General features: G+C 55.0%; 16 protein-coding genes and 1 pseudogene. 9 read left to right on the top strand and 8 right to left on the bottom strand.

The window, feature by feature from the left end; translation table 11 throughout:
- Window positions 1–37: 37 nt before the first annotated feature.
- The 5 genes from gyrB to dnaA all read right to left on the bottom strand — a co-directional run bounded on the left by gyrB (window position 38) and on the right by dnaA (window position 7,425).
- A complete protein-coding gene (gene gyrB, locus P272_RS0104665; RefSeq protein WP_029678386.1) occupies window positions 38–2,086 on the bottom strand; it encodes a DNA topoisomerase (ATP-hydrolyzing) subunit B in 2,049 nt (682 codons plus the stop codon).
- Window positions 2,087–2,378: 292 nt separating this feature from the next.
- On the bottom strand, window positions 2,379–2,864 hold the full coding sequence (locus P272_RS0104660; protein WP_441293855.1) for a DUF721 domain-containing protein: 486 nt from the start codon (window positions 2,862–2,864) through the stop codon (window positions 2,379–2,381).
- An 8-nt stretch (window positions 2,865–2,872) separates the two neighbouring features.
- Window positions 2,873–4,114 carry a DNA replication/repair protein RecF gene (gene recF / locus P272_RS0104655; RefSeq protein ID WP_029678384.1) on the bottom strand — a complete coding sequence of 414 codons (1,242 nt, stop codon included), beginning with the start codon at window positions 4,112–4,114 and terminating at the stop codon, window positions 2,873–2,875.
- 29 nt (window positions 4,115–4,143) lie between these two features.
- On the bottom strand, window positions 4,144–5,268 hold the full coding sequence (dnaN, locus tag P272_RS0104650; RefSeq protein ID WP_029678383.1) for a DNA polymerase III subunit beta: 1,125 nt from the start codon (window positions 5,266–5,268) through the stop codon (window positions 4,144–4,146).
- Window positions 5,269–5,682: 414 nt separating this feature from the next.
- Window positions 5,683–7,425 (bottom strand): chromosomal replication initiator protein DnaA, encoded by a 1,743-nt coding sequence (gene dnaA / locus P272_RS0104645; protein ID WP_029678382.1) that lies wholly within the window; start codon window positions 7,423–7,425, stop codon window positions 5,683–5,685.
- Window positions 7,426–7,756: 331 nt separating this feature from the next.
- Here dnaA and rpmH point away from each other — a divergent pair, with 331 nt between their 5' ends.
- The 8 genes and pseudogenes from rpmH (at window position 7,757) to P272_RS0104595 (ending at window position 16,525) form a co-directional block, all read left to right on the top strand.
- Entirely contained in the window at window positions 7,757–7,891 is a 135-nt protein-coding gene (gene rpmH, locus P272_RS0104640; RefSeq protein WP_015022700.1) for a 50S ribosomal protein L34, read from the top strand.
- Between the two features lie 26 nt (window positions 7,892–7,917).
- A pseudogene (rnpA, locus tag P272_RS0104635) lies at window positions 7,918–8,251 on the top strand (ribonuclease P protein component); the annotation flags it as partial.
- A 169-nt stretch (window positions 8,252–8,420) separates the two neighbouring features.
- Window positions 8,421–8,732 carry a membrane protein insertion efficiency factor YidD gene (gene yidD / locus P272_RS0104630; protein WP_029678380.1) on the top strand — a complete coding sequence of 104 codons (312 nt, stop codon included), beginning with the start codon at window positions 8,421–8,423 and terminating at the stop codon, window positions 8,730–8,732.
- 2 nt (window positions 8,733–8,734) lie between these two features.
- Complete coding sequence (gene yidC / locus P272_RS0104625; RefSeq protein ID WP_029678379.1) at window positions 8,735–9,757, top strand: membrane protein insertase YidC; 1,023 nt, start codon at window positions 8,735–8,737, stop codon at window positions 9,755–9,757.
- 189 nt (window positions 9,758–9,946) lie between these two features.
- Window positions 9,947–10,549: a Jag family protein gene (locus tag P272_RS0104620; protein ID WP_029678378.1), complete on the top strand. Its 603-nt coding sequence runs from the start codon at window positions 9,947–9,949 to the stop codon at window positions 10,547–10,549.
- A 498-nt stretch (window positions 10,550–11,047) separates the two neighbouring features.
- On the top strand, window positions 11,048–11,932 hold the full coding sequence (locus P272_RS09100) for a 16S rRNA (guanine(527)-N(7))-methyltransferase RsmG (protein WP_081709045.1): 885 nt from the start codon (window positions 11,048–11,050) through the stop codon (window positions 11,930–11,932).
- 2,045 nt (window positions 11,933–13,977) lie between these two features.
- Window positions 13,978–14,925, top strand: a complete 948-nt coding sequence (locus P272_RS0104600; RefSeq protein WP_029678374.1) for a ParA family protein — start codon at window positions 13,978–13,980, stop codon at window positions 14,923–14,925.
- A gap of 4 nt (window positions 14,926–14,929) precedes the next feature.
- A complete protein-coding gene (locus tag P272_RS0104595) occupies window positions 14,930–16,525 on the top strand; it encodes a ParB/RepB/Spo0J family partition protein (RefSeq protein WP_081709044.1) in 1,596 nt (531 codons plus the stop codon).
- Window positions 16,526–16,686: 161 nt separating this feature from the next.
- Here the strand turns inward: P272_RS0104595 and trxB are convergent, their stop codons facing one another.
- The gene (gene trxB, locus P272_RS0104590; protein WP_029678372.1) at window positions 16,687–17,631 is read right to left on the bottom strand and encodes a thioredoxin-disulfide reductase; all 945 of its coding nucleotides are present in this window, start codon (window positions 17,629–17,631) and stop codon (window positions 16,687–16,689) included.
- A gap of 109 nt (window positions 17,632–17,740) precedes the next feature.
- Between trxB and P272_RS0104585 the strand changes: the two genes are divergently transcribed.
- Window positions 17,741–18,091, top strand: a complete 351-nt coding sequence (locus tag P272_RS0104585; protein WP_029678371.1) for a hypothetical protein — start codon at window positions 17,741–17,743, stop codon at window positions 18,089–18,091.
- Window positions 18,092–19,365: 1,274 nt separating this feature from the next.
- Here P272_RS0104585 and P272_RS0104580 read toward each other — a convergent pair.
- Both P272_RS0104580 and P272_RS0104575 read right to left on the bottom strand, forming a co-directional pair.
- Window positions 19,366–20,568, bottom strand: a complete 1,203-nt coding sequence (locus P272_RS0104580) for a D-alanine--D-alanine ligase family protein (RefSeq protein ID WP_029678370.1) — start codon at window positions 20,566–20,568, stop codon at window positions 19,366–19,368.
- Window positions 20,569–20,571: 3 nt separating this feature from the next.
- On the bottom strand, window positions 20,572–21,855 hold the full coding sequence (locus tag P272_RS0104575) for an aminotransferase-like domain-containing protein (RefSeq protein ID WP_029678369.1): 1,284 nt from the start codon (window positions 21,853–21,855) through the stop codon (window positions 20,572–20,574).
- Window positions 21,856–21,872 lie beyond the last annotated feature (17 nt).

Below are 21,872 nucleotides of genomic sequence, written 5' to 3'. Positions count from 1 at the left end.
CCTTAGCTCAAATGGTGAAAAGGGAAGTGCGTCCGTCTCAGGCGTCGATGAAGCGGGCGTCGTGGGCGTTGCGCTGGATGAACAGACGCCGGGGTTCGACCTCGTCGCCCATGAGCATGGTGAAGGTCTCGTCGGCCTGCTCGGCGTCATCGATGCGGATCTTCTTGAGGATGCGGTGTTCCGGGTCCATGGTGGTCTCCCAGAGCTCCTGGTAGCTCATCTCGCCCAGACCCTTATAGCGCTGGATGCCTTCGCCCTTGGGCAGCTGCCGGCCAGCGGCCTTGCCCTCGGCCAGGACCCTGTCGCGCTCGGCATCGGTGTAGACGAAGCTGTGGGGCCCCTTGGTCCACTTGAGCCGGTAGAGCGGGGGCATGGCCACGTAGACGTAGCCCGCCTCGATCATGGGCCGCATGTAGCGGAAGAAGAGGGTCAGGTTCAGGGTGGCGATGTGGGCGCCGTCCACATCAGCGTCGGCCATGATGATGACCTTGTGGTAGCGCACCTTATCGATGTTGAAGTCCTCGCCGTATCCGCCGCCCACGGCCGTGATCAGGGATTCGATGGTGTCGGACTTCATCATGCGGTCCAGGCTGGCCCGCTCCGTGTTGAGGATCTTGCCGCGCAGGGGCAGGATGGCCTGGGTCATGGGGTTGCGCCCCTGAATGGCTGAGCCGCCTGCGGAGTCGCCCTCCACGATGAACAGCTCACACTCTTCGGGGTCGCTGGACTGGCAGTCCTTGAGCTTGTCGGGCATTCCAGCCGTCTCGAAGATGGACTTGCGACGGGTGTTCTCACGGGCCTTCTTGGCCGCAATCCGGGCCCGGGAGGCCTCCATGGCCTTCTGGATGATGGCCTTGGCCTCGCCTGGGTGGGCATCGAACCAGTCGCTCAGTCTCTCGGTCATGACCCGCTGGACGAAGGTCTTGGCCTCGGAGTTGCCCAACTTGGTCTTGGTCTGGCCCTCGAACTGGGGGTTGGTCAGCTTGACGGAGACCACAGCGGTCAGCCCCTCGCGCACGTCGTCGCCCGAGAGGTTGTCATCCTTGTCCTTGAGGATGTTCTTGTCCCGGGCATAGCGGTTGATCATGCTTGTCAGAGCCGCGCGGAACCCCTCTTCATGGGTGCCGCCCTCGGTGGTCGCGATGGTGTTGGCGAAGGTGTGGACCGACTCCGAGTAGGCGGTGGTCCACTGCATGGCCACCTCGGCGGAGATGCCCAGCTTCAGGTCCTCGGCCTCGAAGTCGATGACCTCGGCCTCCACAGGCGTGGCCTTCCTGACCTTGACCAGGTAGTCCACATAGTCCTTGATGCCGTTGGCGTATTGGTAGCTGACGGACTGGCCCTTCTGCTCCGGGGTCTGCTCCTCGCCCGCCACCTCGTCGCCAGCTTGGTCATTGGGGCGCAGGTCGGTCAGGGTGATCCGCAGGCCCTTGTTGAGGAAGGCCATCTGCTGGAAGCGGCTGCGCAGGGTCTCGAAGTCGTAGACCGTGGTCTCGAAGATTTTGGGATCGGCCCAGAAGGTCACCGAGGTTCCGGTGCTCTCGTCCGGCCCCATGGCCTGGTCCTTGGACAGGGGAGCGGTGGGCTTCTGGTTACGGAAGTTCTGATGCCAGTGGTAGCCCTGCCGGCGCACCTGGACGTCAATCCGGGTGGACAGGGCGTTGACCACGGAGATGCCAACGCCGTGCAGGCCGCCCGAGACCGCGTAGCCGCCGCCACCGAACTTGCCGCCGGCATGCAGCTTGGTCATGACCACCTCGACGCCGCTCTTGCCCTCGCCTGGCACCTCGTCCACAGGGATGCCACGGCCGTTGTCATCCACCCGGATGCCGTTGTCGGGCAGGATGGTGACTTCAATATGGTCGGCGTACCCGGCCAGGGCCTCATCGACCGAGTTGTCGACGATCTCGTAGACCAGGTGATGCAGGCCCCTGGGGCCCGTCGAGCCGATGTACATGCCGGGACGGACGCGGACCGCCTCCAGCCCTTCCAGCACCTTCAAATCGCTGGCGTCATAATGCTCGGGGGAGAGCGAGTCATCCAGCTGCGCGTCGTCCAGCTGGTCCAGCTGATCCTGGCCCGTCATGCCATCATCCTGAGGCTTGTCCTCCTCATGCTCCCGGCCCTCTTGCGGGGTCCGGGACGGGTCAGTGTTGAGATCTGCCACGGATAGTCCTTTCTGCACCCCCATCGTCGACCACTGACGACAAAGCAGCTTCCGTTCGTGGTCGAGCGGGGGATCGAGTCATGGTCACCAGGTTCCAAATCGTCCATAAAGGGGCCTTGGAAGCGTTTGACCCTATAACCTATAGATTACCAGCGCTAGGGGACTTTAGGCTTACAGAAAGCTGGGAAGACGGTATTCGCAGATTATGGGTTCATCCATAAGTGTCGCGCACGCCTCGGCCCGGCGGATCGAACCGCGAACGGCGGAAGCTGTAGTTGTGAGGGCCGGTCACCCTGATCTGCTTGACCGGCATGCCCAAACGCTTGACAATGGTCGCCTTGAGCTGGGGGACCAGATAGGTCAGCTGGGTGGCCCAGACCGTGGTCTGCGCCTGAATAATCAGTACACCTTCCCGGTAGGAGACCACTCTTGAATGGGCGGCGATGCCGGGTCCCACCACACTGTCCCACTGGTTGCGTAGCCGGGCCACCTTCAGATGACTGGTCCACCCGCTTCCGGCGGCCAGGCTGGTCACCACGCCTCCCAGCTTTGCTGGGTCGCGGCCCGGCTTGCCGAATGCATACCAGGCCTTACGGGAGTTGTCCTCCCGTTGCCGACGTGCGGCCGCCCGTCGGGTGCAGCCTTCGAAGACCAGGGCCGGCAGGCGACGCTGATCCAGATGCAGGGTCTCTACCATGGGCGCCTTCATGACACCGACCTATCCGAGTCGTCATGGGCCGTCCCTCTGGTTCGCCGCAGGTCCTGCATGGCACTGGCGATAGCCGGATCCTCGGTGGCCGGATCGGATGGCTGCACAAGCTTCAGTCCGGACACATCCACCAGCCTGGCACCCTGCAGAGAGGGAATATCACTGTCGGCGGCCACGGTGATCAGCACCTGGTCCTGCTGGCGGGCAAAGTCCAGAATCTGGTCCCTGCGGCCCCGATCCAATTGGGCGAAGACATCATCCAGAATGACGATGGGCTCCAGGGAGCGACGATCCTTGACCACCTGCAACAGAGCCAGCCTCAGAGCCAGGGCCAGGGTCCACATCTCACCGTTGGAGGCGAACTCCCTGGCAGGCATGCCATTAAGGGTGAAGGCCAGATCGTCGCGCTGGGGACCAATCAGATTGGTGCCTCGGGCCACTTCTCCCGGGTATATCCGCTGAAAGTGACGACTGACGGCCTCCGCGACCTCGGGACCGGTCTGCCTATCGGGCCCGATCTCCTCCAGAGAGGGGCGGTAGATCAATCGAGCATCCTGACCAGGGCCTGCCAGCCGACCATATAAATCACTAAAGGGCTGGTCCAAGGCCTCTACCAGAGCCGCTCGTCGTCGGCTCAGATCCAACCCGGTGCGAATAAACTGTCCGGTCCAGACCTCAAGGCCTGACAGGGCGGCGTCACGCCCATCACCGGAGGTGTCGTGGCCCGCCTGGGAGAGCTGCTTAAGTAGGGCGGCGCGCTGCCTGGCCACATGGCGAAAATCCTGCCGGACCTGGAAGTAGTCGTCATCGAGCTGGCTGCCGGCCTGGTCCAGCACGGCCCGCCTGGCTGCCGGCTCTCCGGAGACCATCAGCTGATCCTCAGGGCTGAAGGTCACGCTGGGCACCCGGCCTACCAGGTCACGCTGATAGAGGGAAGGCCCGCCGTTGATTCTTCCCCGGTTGGCTCCCTTGGCGGCAATGGTCAGCTCATAGTCGGTGGCGGTCCCGTCCTGCTCCAGCCTGGCCCTGATGGTGGCCTTGGACTGCCCACGCTCTACCAGGGGCAGTGAGGACGAGGTCCTATGGCTGCCGCCCGTGGACAGGACCTCGACGGCCTCGACCAGGTTGGTTTTGCCCAGGCCGTTGCGCCCCTCCAGAATGGTCACCCCAGGCTCCAGATCGAGGACGCAATGCTCCCAGGAACGGAAGTGATCCAGAACCAGACGGGAGATGTGCACGACGATTGTTCCTCGAACCTGCCCGGGCGTCAGTTGTTGAAGCGCATGGGCACCAGCAGGTAACGGTAGTCCATGGACTCTTCGGAATCCTGCTCCTGCTGACCGTTGAACTCCACGGCCTTGACCGCCGAGGTCATCTTGATGCGGACAAAGGGCTCAGCGATGGCGCCCAGCCCGTCGATCAGGTAGCTGGGATTGAAGGCCACCGTGATGTCCTCACCGTCCAGATCCGCCTGCAGAACCTCATGGGCCTGTGCCTCGTCAGCCGTGCCGGCGCTCAGGGTCACCTCGTTGCCGGAGAAAACCATACGAATGGGGGCATTGCGCTCGGCCACCAGGGCCACACGCTTGATGGCGTCGATCAGATCCTGCCGGGCGATGACCGCCTGGATGGGGTACTCGTCCGAAAAGAGACGATCTACTGCCGGAAATTCCCCGTCAATTAGCTGGGTGGTGGATATCTTGCCGGCGTTTTCCACGCCCATGATGGTGGGGTTGTCAGCTTCGTAATCCATGGTCACGTTCTGATGCTCGTCCAGTGAACGGGCGATGTCCCGCAGTAGGGATCCACGGATCAACATGGAAGTGGAAAAGTCGGCATCGCGCGGAGTCCAGGTGAAGCTCGAACGGGACAGCCTGAAACGGTCGGTGGCGGTCATGACCACCTTGTCCCCGGTGATCTCGGTCTTGACGCTGGTCAGGACCGGACGGCTCTCTTCTCTGGAAACAGCGACGATGGACTGGGAGATGGACTGGATAAAGGTCTCAGCATCTACCTGGCCCATGGGTTCGGGGATGGCAGGGAGGTCAGGATATTCGCTGTCAGGCATCAGTTGCAGTGAAAAAGTGGATTTGCCCGAGGTGATGGTCATCTTGGACCCCTCGGTTGACAGATATGTTTTCTCCGATGGCAGGGATTTGGTGATGTCCGCCAGCAATTTGCCCAGGACCAAGGCCGTCCCGGATTCGTCGATGCCGGCCTCGATGTGGTTTCTTGCTGAAACCTCGTAGTCGAAAGCAGATAGCTTCAATGTTCCATCAGAGGCTTCCATCCTGATGCCCGCCAGAATCGGCGAAGCCGGTCGGGAGGGGATGATGCGGGTGGTCCAGGCCACTGCATCCGAGAGTGCGGATGAATTCACTTCTACTTTCATGGGAGCCTTCTTGTCGATGAATGAACTGGATTCATTCTATCGAATAGGTCAGGTGATCTGGTCGGAGTGAGCAGGTGTGCTTGAATGTGAAGGTGACTACTGCATAAATATACATAGAGTCATCGTAATAAGCCCGGTGGATGGTGTGGATAAGTTTTAGAATCCTTGCAACGCGGTGGATAGACCTCATTCAGGTGTTGTGGATAAGTGGTGAAGTCGATGTGACTAAAAAGCCAAATTATCCACAAGAGCGGATTTTCGCTGAGTTATCCACAAGAGTCTGGTGGTTATTCGCTACAAATTCACCACTTATCCCCGAAGAATCGGTGGGTTATTCCCAGGGTTTGCCCACATCCGGGGATAAGTAAGTGGATATCTTTTTCTGTCGGTCCACACCTGTATCTGCGTGTCGTTTCAATTCTGAGGTTGCTTAAGACGGACAGTCAGCTCCATGACGTAGTTATAAATCTCCCGCTTCTCCTGCATCTCATTGGAGATACGCGTGTAGGCGTGCATGACTGTGGTGTGATCACGGCCGCCAAAGACCTCGCCGATGTCCACCAAGGACATGCTGGTCATTTCCCGGGCCAGGTACATGGCGATCTGCCGGGCCAGGGCGATGTTCTTGGTGCGTGTGCGACCGACGATATCATCGAAAGTCAGATGGAAGTACTTGGCCACCTGGGAGATGATGTCAGTGGGCTTGATCTCCACATCCGTAGAGAAGAAGTCCTGCAGTGTCTGTTCGGCCAGAGCCGTGGTGACCGGCTGATTATTAAGGCTGGCCACGGCGGTGACACGGGTCAGGGCCCCCTCAAGCTCTCGGATGTTCTCGGTGAAGCGTTCCGCAATCAGATCCAGAACCTCGTTCGGAATGCTGACCCCGTTCATGGAGGCCATCATTCTAAGGATGGCCACCCGAGTCTCCCGGTCAGGTGGCTTGACATCCACAGTCAGACCTGAATCGAAGCGGGAGATCAGTCGGGATTCGAAGCCCTTCAGATTCTTGGGGGCCACGTCCGAGGCAATGACGATGCGCTTGTTAGCATCATGCAGGGCATTAAAGGTGTGGAAGAACTGGTCCAGGGTGGCTTCCTTGCCCCCCAGAAACTGAATGTCATCGATAAGGAGCACATCCACCTGCCGGTAGCGGCGATTGAATTCCGCGATCTGGCCCGACCCTTGGGTGGAGTTCTGTAGGGCATCGATGAATTCGTTGGTGAATTCCTCCGAGTTGACGTATCGAACCTTGAGCGAGGGATCCTTGACCAGGGCATAGTTGCCGATGGCGTTGAGCAGGTGGGTCTTGCCCAGGCCCGAGCTGCCATAGATACATAAGGGGTTGAAGTCCTGGCCTGATCCTTCGGCCACAGCCAAGGCCACGGTCCGTGCAAAGCGGTTGGAGTCGCCCGGGACGAAAGTATCGAAGGTGGCGTTCTTGTTCAGGTGAGTCTGCGGGTCGCGCTCCACCCGGTTCTGGCTCATGGGGAAGCGGGGCACGGTGAAGGCGGACCGGGATGCGGTCCTCTCTGTTTCACTCTGTTGGTCGGCATCAGCGCCTGCCCTTGGCCCCATAACGGGGGAGGGCTCGGACAGCTCGGCCTGCATATCCAGGGTCATGGGCACATAGGTGCCTTCGTGGAAGTCATTGACGGAAACAATCGGGGACTTGGAAGTTCCAGCATTCTCGGTCCGCCAGTTTGAGCGGACCTCTGAACTGGGTGATCGATCGGTGCCGACCCGGCGCTGGTAGTCGCCATAGGAATCCTGAGCAGGACCGGGAACCTGACGGAACTCCCCGCTGCCCGGGGTGGAGCCAGTCATGGCGGATGCGCGTTGGTCGCTCTGCTGATCGGCAGCCTTCTGCTTGGCCATCTGTTCTGGGTAGACGATTTTGATGGCCGGGAACATTTCCTGGTTGGTGACCAGTTGCAGTGCATTGAGGAGGGGTTGGCTGAGCGGTCCCTGCACAGCCTCCTGGGTGGCCTTGGAAGAGACCCGAAGAACGATGGTGGTGCCGAAAACCGCCTCGGGGGTGATGTCCTCCAGCCAGCCCTTATCTCTGGAGGTCAGTGAGCTGCTGTAGCGGAGCACCTGCAGGACCGAATCCCAGATTCTCTTGGCCTGGGCAGCGGCATCCAGCGGATCCTGCGCCATCAGTGTGCTCCTCTCTTCTCGACGACGGATTTCCCGGTCTTCCTGCTTCTCTCAAAGTCGACAGTAGCCCATTGTTACACCGACTTTGCGCGGTTATCCACAGGATAGCGTGTTGTATCTGCGATGAATGTGAATAACAGTGATGTAATTTGTGGATAAGTAAGGAGGCCCGTTCTCCCGCTATGACAGGGTTTGCACAGGGTATGGAGTGGTCCTCACCAACTGGATGGCGGAAGCCTGTTTGACTCCGTCCCGGCTCATGTGTACCGTGATATAGCTTGACTCATAACGAGCCGTACTCGAGTATGTCTACACACGGGAGCAACGAATTATGAAGAGGACATTCCAGCCCAACAATCGCCGTCGTCACATGAAGCACGGATTCCGCGCTCGCATGCGCACCCGCTCCGGTCGCGCCCTGATCAACCGCCGCCGGGCCAAGGGCCGTCGGACCCTTTCTGCCTGAGTCGGATTCCAATCCCTTTTCAGAAGGTGGAACGGCTGAGGAGCCACCGGGAGTTCACGGCGGTGCTCAGGCGACGCCATCGGGTCAGCAGCAGGGATCTGGTCATACATTATTCGATACCCGGATCTGACCGGACGGCGACCCCGCTGCCGGTGACATCGGCTGTGCGTGAAGGGCGGCATGACATCCTGCCTGCAGGCAGACGCCGCATGGGGCTTGCTGTATCCAAAAACGTGGGTAAGGCAGTGACCAGAAACAAGGTCAAGCGCAGATTCAGACAACTTGCCGGATCCAAGGAGGACCTGCTGCCATCCTCCTGCGATTTGGTCATGCGTGCTAAACCCAGCGCCGCCAATGCCACCTACGAGCAGTTGGAGGAGCAGGTGGACAGGCTCTTCCGTGACCTTATGCGCAAGACTGGAAAGACTGCCGGCGGTCTCGATGCGCAGAGGCAGTCAGGTCCGCAGCTCATCGCCGAGTCCAAGGGTCAACCGATTCAACAGCAGAAAGCCACAGAAGGATGCAGGGCATGAGCGGCCTGGCCTCCCGGGTTCTGCAGGGTGCAGTCCGCTGGTATCAGCGCCACATCTCACCTCTGTCGCCGCCGAGGTGCCGTTACTACCCGACCTGTTCCCAATATGCTTTGACTGCCCTGAGGAGGTTCGGTGCCTTGCGTGGAACCATCCTGGCCGTTCTGCGGCTATTACGTTGCACGCCCTTCAACAACGGCGGAATCGATGACGTGCCCCAAAGGTTTTCCATCTTCTATCGATTCTCGTGGTCCAAGGCCCATGAGGAGGCCCGGCTGACCCCCATGGCCCCAGACAAGGAGACGGCCTGACAATGTTCCAGAATAACGACACTTTCACCTTCGATACGGGCATATACGGCTTCTTCTACAAGATCCTGTACCCCATCGAGTGGCTCATGACCTACATCATGACCTACTGCCACAAGTTCCTGACTCTGATCGGGTTCCACAAGGGTCCCGGGGTGGCCTGGGCGCTCTCGGTAGTGATGCTGGTGTTGGTCGTCAACCTGTGTGTGCTGCCGCTCTTCATCAAGCAGTTGCGTTCCATGCAAAAGATGCAGGCCCTGCAGCCCAAGCTGATGAAGATCCAGAACAAGTACCGCAACAAGAAGGATCCGGCCAGCCGTGAGGCCATGAGCCGGGAGACCATGAAGGTCTATCAGGACAACCATGCCAACCCCATGGGATCCTGTCTGCCCGCGCTGGTCCAGGGCCCGGTCTTCATGACCATGTTCTACGTGCTTTCAGCTGTGCCCTTCATTGCCCGGGGCAAGCGTGCACCCCTGGGAGCCTTCAATCGGCAGGTGGCGCGAGAATTCGAGGAGACCACCTTCTTCGGGCTGCGGATTTCTGACAACTTCATGTCCGCGCAGGGTGCGGGCCGCATAGTCATTGTGGTCTTTATCGTGCTCATGTGCCTGGCCATGTTCTACTCGCAGTTCCACAACGTCCGGCGGAACATGCCCAGGTCGGCCATGCAGGGACAGCAGTACAAGATGCAGCAGATGATGGCCTTCATCTTCCCGGTCATGTACATCTTCTCGGGCATCTACTTCCCCTTCGCTGTGCTGATTTACTGGCTGACCAATAACCTTTGGAATCTGGGCCGAACCCTGTTCCAGGTCCGCCATATGCCCACTCCCGGCTCGCCGGCTGCAGAGAGCAAGGAGGAGCGGGATCACCGCCGCGAGAATGCCCGCCGCAAGCGCCAGGGACTGCCCTCTCTGGAGGAGGAGCAGTTGATGGAGGCCAAGCGGCTGGAGGAGGAAGCCCGCAACAATAAGAACGTCTCCCATCAGCGTTCTCAGCCTCACCGCAAGCGTCGGGGTCGTTGATGCGGCTAGGGACAGTGGTGACCGGCGCGGTGGCCCAGCTTTCGGTCGGACGAATACTGGAGTAGTCTGCAATCATCACGTCCGTGTATCCTCAATACTGGACACTCGATTGGTGACCAGGAATCCGACCAGGAATCCAGTGGACCTGAGGTTATGAATCGGATGTAAACGCGTGTAAGGAGAGCATAGATGTCTCAGTCTCTGGACCAGGGAAAGACCATCGAGCAACTCAATGAGGAGGCGGATGTCGCCGCCGATTATCTGGAGGGGTTGCTGGACATCGTCGATTACGAGGGCGATATCGAGATGGGGGTGCGCAACCACCGTCCGACCGTGCAGATTGTGGCTGACGACGATACGGATATCAAGCATCTGATCGGCAAGGATGGCGAGGTGGTCGATGCTCTTCAACAGCTGACTCGGCTGGCCGTGCAACAGAAGATAGGGGAGCGCTCCCATCTGATCGTGGATGTGGACGGTTTCCTGCGGCGTAAGCGCGAACATCTTCGTGAGCAGGCCCTGGACGTGATTGACGAGGTCCGTGAGACTGGCGACCCTGTCAATATGAAGCCTATGAACTCTTTCGAGCGCAAAATCGTCCATGACATGGTCCGTGAGGAGGGGCTGAAGTCACGCTCCCACGGCGAGGAACCCCACCGTTACGTCACCGTCTACCTGAAGGCCAAGAGCGAAGACGAGGACCTGCCTGACGATGTTGAGGATGAGCCAATCGGGTATGATGCCCCGCTGGATGCGGATGAGACCGATCAGGTCGATGATTCGGCTGACTAGGCGGCTGATGACCGCCCTGAGGATGTCAGCAGGGAGTGACTGCAGAGCGATGTAGGGCTATGGGCCGATGATGTACTTCATGACGTCGGCCTTTTCCGCCTTTTAGATTCGTCCACTGTTTGGCGCGGTCGTACTGCCCTAAGTCTGTTGTGCTATCTGCCGATGCTGTGCTACTTGCCAGCTGTGTAGTGCTGTCTTGCTCATGATGGCAGTTAGTTCGCCATGATGCTTAATCCGTGATGCTTAATTAGAACCGTTCTTGGTTGATGGTCATCTGGTCATCTATCAGAGACTGTACCTATGCTGTTTCCGATAGGATACTGATATGTGATTCTCGATGCTCTTTTGCGGTTGAAGACCATACGTTGGTAGCGGTCTTAGGAATCCTACGGTTTCGGTTCTGACAGTGAATTCCTGCAGGATACGAAGCAGTAGGACACTGTCGCAATCTGCGGCTGTGATCAGCTGGGCGCCGAATGTAAATGTAAGGAGTTTGAAATGGCTGTTGTGGATGATGAGCTGAACGATAGCCCCCTCTTGAGGCAGGTCCTCGGCGAGGCTCTGATGCCCATGCAGCGTTTTCATGACAAGCTCTTGCGCGAGGGTGTAGAGAGGGGCATCATCGGTCCACGCGATGAAGACATTATTTGGGAGCGGCACATACTCAATTCAGCAGCCATTGTCCCTTTCGTGCGAAGACGATTGACCACTGATAGTCCCACGGCAACGGTGGCGGATATAGGTTCCGGTGGAGGTTTCCCTGGTATTGTAATGGCAGCTTGCCTCCCGCAGTGCAAGGTTGTCCTAGTCGAGCCCATGGAGCGGCGGGTAATCTGGCTGCAGGAAGTCGTTGATGAATTGCACCTGGCTAATGCGGTTGTGCTGCGCAAACGCGCAGAGGAGCTTGTTCCGCAATCCTCTAAGGCTTCGATGCGGCACAACAAAAAAGGTTCACAGAGCCGCCGCCATGGTCGTCGTCGAAGCAAGGAACAGTCTGTTTCGGCATACGGCCGTGGTAATTCTTCAACCTTGGCTGCAGTCAGCAATGATGACAGTCAACCAGATGTAAATGGCCATGACTCCTTGGGGGAAACGGGGAGAGCAGGTCTAGCAAACGTCGACTCCAATCCCTCAGTTCCTCAGACTTTCGATGTTGTGACATGCAGAGCTGTAGCACCCATGACTAAGCTCGCCGGATGGACTCTACCTCTTTTGAGATCGGGAGGTGAGCTTGTTGCTCTTAAGGGTCGTTCGGCCCAGGCTGAGCTTGATAAGGCTGCTAAAGAGATAAAAAAATGCCATGGAGAGAATCCACGGGTTTGCCATGCTCCAGTTGCTCCTGGTCTCGAGGATACCCATGTGGTTCTCGTGGACAAACGCTAAAGCACGATACTGATATGACATTATTGAATGATTTCGTGTATGAGACCTGGCCTAGAAACGAGTTAAGAATTGGCTAGATTCGATAAGGGATTATCAATCTTTAATATTGGGCCTTATAAAGTGGCTGATCGGCGATTGACTAACTATGTCATATTACGGTTAGTTGGTTTTCCCTAGACAGCGGCATAACTGATGCTCGAACGAGATGAACGGAAGTATTCAGTTAAAAAAAGTTAGCACGCTTATATATCTATATTGTTTGCCTCGAATATGCTTTCTGTCAGAATAGTCTTAATCGTTTGATAATTTATTTTAAAAATGGTGAAATGGATAGTAGAACATCTATTAACCGTATATTGATAGTATTTGAAATAGATATATTCTGTTCCTTGAATGCTCTGTGCATCGCAGTCGTTCTTTTAGTTTAGTAGGATAATCATTTTATTCTAATCTTATCTTTTGAATATTACTGATTCGTTTGCACAAAGACCTATCTCGGATTTCAATTTAATACTATCTTGTGATTTGGCATTAAGAGTTTTGCAGAAGTAGTTTTTTGTTCCTTAGCGCCTTATGAATTCATCTGTTTCATGAACTAGACAGCTTTAGTTATACTTATCTTTCTATACTCTACAGATTTACATGATTCCTTTACGTCAGGGGGGGGGGTCTATTGTAGCTAATATTTGTTGATTTTTAGGGCCCTTCATTGATTTTTATAGAGTTGAGTTTGCTCTTATATATGCATGGGGATTGCGTGAGTTATCGACTAACTGGCTTAGAAGCGGTCTCAGAATTATTTCATGATGTCGAAAATTCCTACGATGTCCGCTATAGCGGAACAACTGGATTGAACAATACGCGGCCTATCCAGTGGTTTAGATTGGTTCACCCAGCAATGTTTCACGTGAAACATTATAGAATCAACACAGATTTTGACCTGTTCCAGTTAACGATGCTCTGTTGATTCCGAGGTTTGTTGATTTAAAAGACCTAGCTGGCTGTTGATGTTAGATATATGTGTGTGACTATGTTGCACGAGAAGGTGTATTAGTACGTGCTAGATCTTGTTGCATCTATGCGCTTAACTTTATACAGTCGGTGCCACCGCTGGTAGATGAATTATAGGTAAAGATTGGCTGTAATGTTTCACGTGAAACAATCAAGCCAAATCACAACAATCGCGATCAGGATTATTGGCGTCCGGGCGAAAGGAAATCGTGGTCCCTTTTATATTCAAATAGGAGAAGTAGTGCGTAGCCCTTTTCTTCGAGGTCTGTTTTCAACAGTAAGCAAGCTATTTCGAATGAAATGCTGATCGTTATATTGGTGTCAGTTGCTTGACTATACAAAATTCACACTTTGACTTACATGGTTATTGCTGTTTGCCAATCCAGTATGGTTAATTTTCGTATGCGATAGGCTTTGAAATTGAAACAGGCAAAGCTTGGCAACTAGACTGTGTAAAACCGATAATTAGCGGGGCAGCTATATTTCCCGGACAGAAAAGAGCTGTTTCACGTGAAACACTGTCCTGTTGTTTTGTATTGGATTTACCGCCCAAATTCAATCTGATAGTCTAATCTGAGAGTCGCGCCGGCATTTATGACAGCCGTCCAACAGGTGGATGTAATCATTGATTATAACCATGAATGTTGCTGTTTAAATAAAAGGGGTAGCAAATTTATCTATTCGCTGTCATTAAGTTATGCACAATTTAGACCTCGCGATTGAATTATCCACATTATTGTCTGCGAACTATAACCGGAGACTTCAAGTGGCAGAATTGTCAATAATTGCAAGGCGAGATTAAGGATCTAGTAGAGGTGTAGTTCACATAGGAGTGGATGAAGCTATCCACACTTGTCCACAGTTATGAACAGTGATGGTGTATAACTTGCGGCCGCTCTTACATGTCCAACGAGGACGGGAAAATTGAATGGTTATCAAAAGGAGGAAGGTTCGTGACCGCATCGAAGAAGGTGAAACCCGTTTCGAGAAATACCCCGGAAGTCGGTGAGCAGTCCACGCCGAACACATCAGGTATGGAGACGGCAACGGATATTCTGAATCGAATATTCGCTGACGGGACCGGTTCGGTGTCCGGAGCGGAGATGGCAGATCTATCTGCACGTTATCAGGCCTTACGTCAGGCTCATTTCCCTAACCCGTCCAAAACTCGCTTCATCGCCGTTGCGAATCAAAAAGGCGGGGTAGGGAAAACCACGACCACTGTTAATCTGGCATGCGCGTTTGCAGAATTTGACCAACGTGTGCTGGTCATCGATATGGATCCACAAGGCAATGCTTCCACTGCACTGGGTGTGGCTCACGAGTCCGGGACACCATCAACATATGATGTACTTGAGGGTCGTCTTGGGATCGACGACGTTAAGGTGGTTTCTCCTGAATTCCCCAACCTTGAGGTTGTCCCATCGTCCATTGATCTGAGTGGCGCTGAGCTCGAAGTTGCGGATATGCCCAACCGCAATCAACTTATGAAAAAAGCTGTCGCCGACTATCTAAAAGTCTGCCGCCAGCATTATGACTATGTTCTCGTCGATTGCCCACCTAGTCTTGGACTGTTGGTTCTGAATGCCATGTGTTCCGTCAATGAGGTATTGATTCCGGTGCAAGCTGAATACTATGCGCTTGAGGGACTGCAACAATTGCTGCATACCATAGGACTTGTTCAGCAGAGCTATAATCCCTATCTGGTAATCTCGACTATGTTGTTAACTATGTACGACAGGCGGACACTGCTCAGCAAAGAAGTGTTTGATCAGGTCAAGGAACATTATCCAGAGATAGTACTGAATACAACTATCCCACGTTCGGTCAAAATCTCTGAAGCTCCCAGCTTCCGACAAAGCGTTGTCACCTACGACCCCAAAGGAGCCGGCGCTATCGCTTATGAAGAGGCAGCGTTGGAAATCGCCCAGAGATCCGAGCAAGTACTGGAACATATTGCCAATAGAAGACAGGGGGAGTGAGGACATGACAAGCCGTTCACGGTTGGGCAAGGGCTTGGGGGCTCTGTTCCCCGCCCTGCCGGGTGAAGATGACGAAACCAATGCTGATAAGAGTCGGCAACAAGATAACGAAGTATCGAATTCAGGCAACAGACAGCCTACTCTTCAAGGCTTGCCTGCGGAATCGGATGGACAACAGCTCCCAGTGACGGACGCCTCAGAAAAAGACGGAGACAAAAGAGGACGGAGTACTACGCATCCGGGTCGTGCAGGCTCTCAACTAATGGCTACGACAACTTCTTCTAAGAGCAGTCGCAAACGTACTAACTCGAGGCAAAGGCGTGCCCGCATTCCTGATTCTCTCGACAAGGATGTTTCACGTGAAACATCCACTTCGAAGAGGACTACCAAGCGTCGGTCTGTCCCGTCCATCAGCAGCCTTGAACATCCAAGTGATCTATTCTTTGGACCTACAACGACAAATGTTTCACGTGAAACATCGTCCATGATGGAATCGAGCGAGGGTGTCGACCGTCAGGTAAATGAGACTCGGCAAAGTTCTACCCGCACAGGCGCTGTTCGCAGTGAAAGCGAGCCAAACAAGGCGGAGGACAACAGCCAGGAGGAGTTGAAACCCGTCCAAGGTGGGTACTTGGCCGAGGTGCGTGTCGACGATATTAGGCCCAACGCTCAGCAACCACGGCAAATCTTCGATGAAGACGAACTGCTGGAGCTGTCCCGCTCCATTAAGGAAGTTGGTGTATTGCAGCCCATAGTGGTGCGTAGATCAACTCTTGGAGACCGTCCAAGAACAATCGAGGATAAAACCACCTCAGTTGACAGCACCGAAAACAAAATCAAGGCAATTGGCAGCACCACGCCCGAAGAAAAACAATCGGGTCAGCTTGTAAACCAGAGAGTGGCTAATCTGCGTCAGACAACACATTATGAAATCATAATGGGTGAGCGTCGTTGGCGAGCTACTCGATTGGCTGGCCTGGACACAATACCGGCAATTGTGAAAACAACGAGCGATGACACCATGCTACGGGATGCCCTGCTCGAGAATCTACATAGAGTGGCTCTTAATCCGTTGGAAGAAGCAGCCGCTTATCAGCAGATGATTGACGAGTTCGGCTTGACTCAGGACGGTTTGTCCAAGTCGATTTCTAAGTCCAGACCTCAGATAACCAACACACTTCGACTGTTAAAGTTGCCCCCAAGTGTGCAGAAAAAAGTAAGCTCAGGCGTGTTGTCAGCTGGACATGCTCGCGCCCTGCTTACTTTGCCGGATGAAAAGTCCATGGCTGCTCTGGCAGATAAGATTATTGCTGAAGGTTTGTCGGTACGATCTACCGAGGAACTCGTCGCATTGCAGACTGGGCAGACGAAGAAGAAAGCAAAAAAGCCTAGGGTTAATGCTTGGGCGGATAGTCCTGTACGCCAGGATTTGGAAAGTCGCTTTGATACCAAGGTGGCTATCAAGGGCACTAAAAAGCACGGGAAGATAGAAATCGTATTTTCTTCACCTGAAGACATGGACCGCATCGTCGCCATTCTCTTGGAGAAGAATCAATCCGCAAATAATGACAGTCGTTCGGGCGATAAAGGCTGGGTTTGATCACATGATTGGTCGTTTTCCTGTTAAGTAGAGTGTCCGGTCGCGGTCATAGATAACTAAAGGAAATTTGATAGGCAGCTGTGCATAATCGATAAACAAGGTGCCTGGCAGTCGTAAACTGCCAGGCACCTAAACTCTTGTTTAGCGGGTCGTGTCAGGCCTTATCGGTTATCCAAACTCGTAAGATATTCCTGAGCATCTAGGGCAGCACGGCAACCCATACCAGCAGCGGAAATGGCCTGACGATAAATCTTGTCTGTGACATCACCAGCGGCAAAGACTCCAGGTACTGAGGTCTTCGTCGACCCACCTTCGACCAGAATATAGCCGTCCTGATCCAGATCGACTTGGCCATTAAGGAACGCAGTCTGAGGGGTGAATCCGATGGCGACGAAAACTCCATTAGCTGGAATGGTGGACTCCTGGCCTGTGGCTGTATTGCGGACGTCTAAAGAAGTTACGCCGCTATCGTCACCGTTGATCTGCGTGACGACCGAATCGAGCTGGAAACTGATCTTGTCGTTGGCCTTGGCGCGGTCCACCATGATTTTTGAAGCGCGGAAGCCTTGGCGACGATGGACCAGTGTGACAGAAGAGCCGAAACGGGTCAGAAAGTCCGCGTCACCCATGGCAGAGTCACCGCCACCAACGACTACAATCGGCTTATCTTTGAAGAAGAAGCCATCGCATGTGGCGCAGTAGGATACCCCTCGCCCTGAGAACTCGCGCTCGCCAGGAATATCCAATTTACGATATTGCGAACCAGTGGTGATGACGACGGATCGGGCTTGGTATTCTTGGCCTCCATCGGTGGTAATCCGCTTGACGTCTCCGTTCAAGTCAATTGAGACGACATCGTCGTATTCAATCTGAGCGCCAAAATGTTCGGCCTGGTCGCGCATCTGATCCATCAGATCGGGACCGAGCACTGCTTTAGGGAATCCTGGGAAATTCTCTACTTCCGTCGTGTTCATAAGCTGACCGCCGGGCGTTAGTGCTCCAGCGATAACGAGTGGAGCATATCCAGCTCTGCCAAGATAAATGGCGGCGGTGTATCCTGCGGGTCCGGACCCTATAACAATGGCATCATGAACAGTTTGCTTCATAACGCTACTGTATCCATTTAGGATGACTGGGTCACACGCGGTGGGCGAAAAGTGCGCTTGTTATCTCATGATCAGTTGGGTTCTGACAGGAGCAGGCTATCCTTGAACCATGGAGAAAACCGTGATAGTAGCCATCGTAACCAATATTGGGACGATTCTGGTGTTGATCTGGTTTATGCTCCGAGTTGATCGATTGCTGCGGGAGCACCCCAGCCACCAAACAGAGGATAAGAGCGGGGATGACAGCTGGCATAGCTGGCGTTTTTGGAATCCTCCCAGCTCTGACGACAATGAAGACGAGTTGGACGCAGATTACCAGGTGATAGACAACAGTTCTAGGGCTGATGAAGATGTGACTTCTGGGACTGTCGACCGGTATACATCCTCAACTCAGGAAGGACCTGGTAAAAGTTCTTCGCAGGCATCAGAAATGGGCGAGGAAAGCAGCAGGGACGAGTAAAGCAAATTGAGCCAAGCAGTAGACAGTTCAAGCACGTTGGGGCGCAGTTTCAATCGTAAGTTCGACATTACGGAAGCATGGTCCTTAAAGTATGGTCTTCAACAAGGACGGATGAGCTGGGATCTGTGCTTATGCCTACCCTCTAATTTGCAGGGTATCTATGGGCGTTTATCTATGAGCTTTGCAGCGGGCACGGGGAGTAAACCCCGTGGAGTAAACCCCGTAAGCAATAGGACCTGCTGAATTAATCCTGATAAGAAGATCGTGCTCTCAAGGATGAGCATGAAAGAATCAGGACCAACGAATTGGTTCAGCATTGCCATTGGCAGATGACAATTGACTGGTGCGGACTCAGCTCCCGCTCGAAGTTCTTGATGGCTAAGTAGAAGATGGTTCGATTCTCGAAGACACAAAAGCAGCGCTGTCTATACATTTATATATGTAGTCACGTCCGCTTGGCAAACGTCTAGGTAAAACATCCTGTGCTGATTGATGCAGGAACTCCGGATGGTGGCGAACCTATGAAAGCTGTATTCATTTTCGCGCGCCCCATGTCTTTATTTGACTTGCACTTTTAACGGGCAGGATTCGCTGTCAGTCATAGGGGCCGTACGGTGTGGGACCCCGCTGGAGTCGACCAAGCACGTTGTGCAACCCAGAATGTTTCACGTGAAACATTCGATACCAGTCAAGAGAGTATGCATAGGTATGGAGCGGGACAGCTGTCTATTGTGAGTTGAGTCCTAGAGAGTGGCCAGCCATTCCGGCATTGCAATTTATTAAACTGCATTGCTTCTGCACGTTAGCCTTGTCGACAATTCAAAAACCGGGACTTGACTGAACATAACCGTGGCTCGATGTTGGCATTGGCTGAGCAGTAAAGGGAAGGCGGGGAGTGGAGGTGAAGTGGAGCATAAAGGGGGAGTGGAGAGTCGATCTTAACGCATAGAAAGAGGGGAAATAACCAACGTTGGGGTGGTGAATGGGGAACAATTGACATTTGGTATCGAAGAAGCGTTCTGATGAGAATAATGAACGCACAATAGAGTGTCGGGTTTAATGATTACAAACGGTTGGTCCATACTGTTCGAAACTGTTAATCCGTACTGTGTGCAGGGCGCCCAGCCTTGCGTACTATCTGCTCTGCCTGTATTTGCAAGTTACGTATATTGCAGGTCCGCCTGATGCATATCGCGCAAATTGCACACCATGTATCAGGCGGACCCTACTCATGAAAACCGAACGATAGGCAGAACCAGGCGGGCTTTTAAGTCTCAGTCGGTCCGCTTTTGGTTCAAAACGGATTGAACTAATGCAGTGTATAGCTCTGGCAGGTTGTAGCCGGCAGCCAAGGCTGATTGCGGCAGAAGCGAGGTGTCCGTCATGCCAGGCGCTACGTTGGACTCCAGGAATTGCGGCTGTCCTTGGGCATCAACGATGAAGTCGGTGCGTGAGATATCGCGGAGCCCCAAAGCCCGGTGGGCGGTCAGCGCGGCATCGCTCACAGCCTGTGTGGTCTTGGCATCCAGTCGGGCTGGAACATAGAACTCCGTCGGGCCGGGTGTGGAACGAGCCTCAAAATCGTAGGTGCCTGAGGGGGTCCAGATTTCAAGCGGAGGCAGAACCAGGGGGTGCCCGTCAAACTCGAGGATGGACACGGAGACCTCGGTGCCCGTGACGGCCTGTTCGATCAGGGCCACATCACCGTAGGCGAAGCAGTTGATCAACGCCTGAGTGAGCTGGCTCTGTTCAGTCACCATAGTGCACCCCATGGCTGAGCCGCCCATAGTGGGCTTGATGAAAAGAGGAAGCCCCAGCGAACCTAGGAGCATATCGATAACGGGTTCGACTCCCAGCTCTCGGAACATGGACTCGGGCAAGGTCACGGAATGCGGAGTGTGTAATCCAGCCATGCGGACAACGTTCTTGGCGATGGGCTTGCTCCAGGCGGTACGAGAGGCCTTGGCCCGAGATCCGATGTAAGGCAGTTCCGCCATCTCCAAGACATCGCGAATGGAGCCGTCTTCGCCATTGGCACCGTGCAATAGAGGCCAGACCAGATCAGGGCGGGTCTTCTCATCTGTCAGGTAGGGCAGGAGTGAGCTATCCATGTCGTGGACATGGACCGTCCATCCGGCCTCCTCCAGGAATCCCTGGACTCGATGCCCTGAGCTGATGGAGACATCGCGCTCATGGCTGAGGCCGCCACAAATAACCAGGAGGGACTTGTCAGCACGCTTGGTAGCCTTGCTCGCCAGGGAGAGGACATCGTCCTTAGTGAACGGCGTGGACTCACGGGTGGAGCGATGCGAGGTCCGCCTGGCTCTTTTGGCCACTTCACCAGCAGCCGTGGCCGCGGTGGCATCCGGGCTGGCGACTGTGGTCATCGTTACGCTCGCGGTTGTCTTGGCCTTGCCGGTTGCCGGAGTTTTCCCGCCGGTCTGCTGCCGTGGTGTCTTGCTGTGCTTGGCCGCCATGATTCAGCCCCTTTCCTTGCCACTGTCGGGCTCGAACAGCCGGACGGTGGCGAGTTCATTCTCGATGACTGTGGACAGTCTGCGTATTCCCTCTCGAATCCGATCGGGAGTGGGGTAGCAGAAGGACAGGCGCATATGGTCTGCACCCTCCCCGTTATCGTAGAAGGCTGTGCCTGACACGTAAGCCACCTTGGCGGTGATTGCCCTGGGCAGCATGTCTTTGGCGTTGAGCCCCTTGGGTATCTGCAGCCAGATGTAGAAACCGCCCTTGGGCTTGAGCCATGAACAGTAGGGCAGGTATTCCTTCAAGGCCTCGTCCATGGCATCGCAGCGTTCCTTGTACATTCCCCGGTAGTCGTTGATCTGTGATTTCCAGTCGAAGTTGTCCAGATAGGTGGTGATGGTCATCTGGCTCATGTTGGAAGGACAAAGGATGGCTGACTCATTGGCCAGAACCAGCTTCTGTCGTATGCCGGGAGGTGCAACCATCCAGGCCACACGCATGCCCGGTGCGATGATCTTGGAGAAGCTGCTCAGGTAGACAACGCCTTCGGAGTCATAAGAGCGGAGGGCCGGATAGGTCTGGCCATCGAAGGCCAGTAGCCCATAAGGATTGTCTTCGACGATAAGCACGTGGTACTTCCTGGCGATTTCGATGACTCGCGGACGACGTTCCACGCTCATGGTGGCGCCGGCGGGATTGTGGAAGTTGGGCACGGTGTAGAGGAACTTGACCGCCTTGCCCTGGCGGCGCTGCTCCAGAATGGTCTCCTCTAGAGCCTCGGGGATCAGCCCGTCGCCGTCCATGGCCACGTTGACCACATCGACCTGGAAGGATTGGAAGACGCCCAGTGCTCCCACATAGTTGGGCGCCTCAGCCAGCACTACATCGCCGGGGTCGCACATGATTCTGGTGATTAGGTCCAGTCCCGACTGAGAACCGTTGACGATGACCACATCATCAGGCTGGACGTCTTTGATGCCTTCCAGCTCCATAATGGGCAGCACGTCTTCGCGCAGGTGGGGATCGCCCTGTGCCGACCCATACTGCCAGGCCACCTGGCCCTTGCTCCGTAGCATGTCGCCAAGCTGGTCGGCCAACTTATCGAAAGGCATCCGGCCTAGATAGGGCATGCCGCCGGCCAGGGAGACCACCTCAGGCCGATTGGCCACGGCGAAGAGAGCGCGAATCTCAGAGGCGCGCATCTGCTCGGCTCGTGTTGCATAGGAGCTATACCAAGGATCGTTCTTGATGACCTTGGACGCGATATTGGGATCATCCGCCATAACTGACTTCCGCCTTC

The sequence above is a fragment of the Bifidobacterium sp. 7101 genome, assembly GCF_000499285.1.
In the GTDB taxonomy this organism is placed as follows: domain Bacteria; phylum Actinomycetota; class Actinomycetes; order Actinomycetales; family Bifidobacteriaceae; genus Bombiscardovia; species Bombiscardovia apis_A.
Note: the sequence above shows the minus strand (reverse complement) of the source record. Positions and strands in the feature narration are given on the sequence as shown.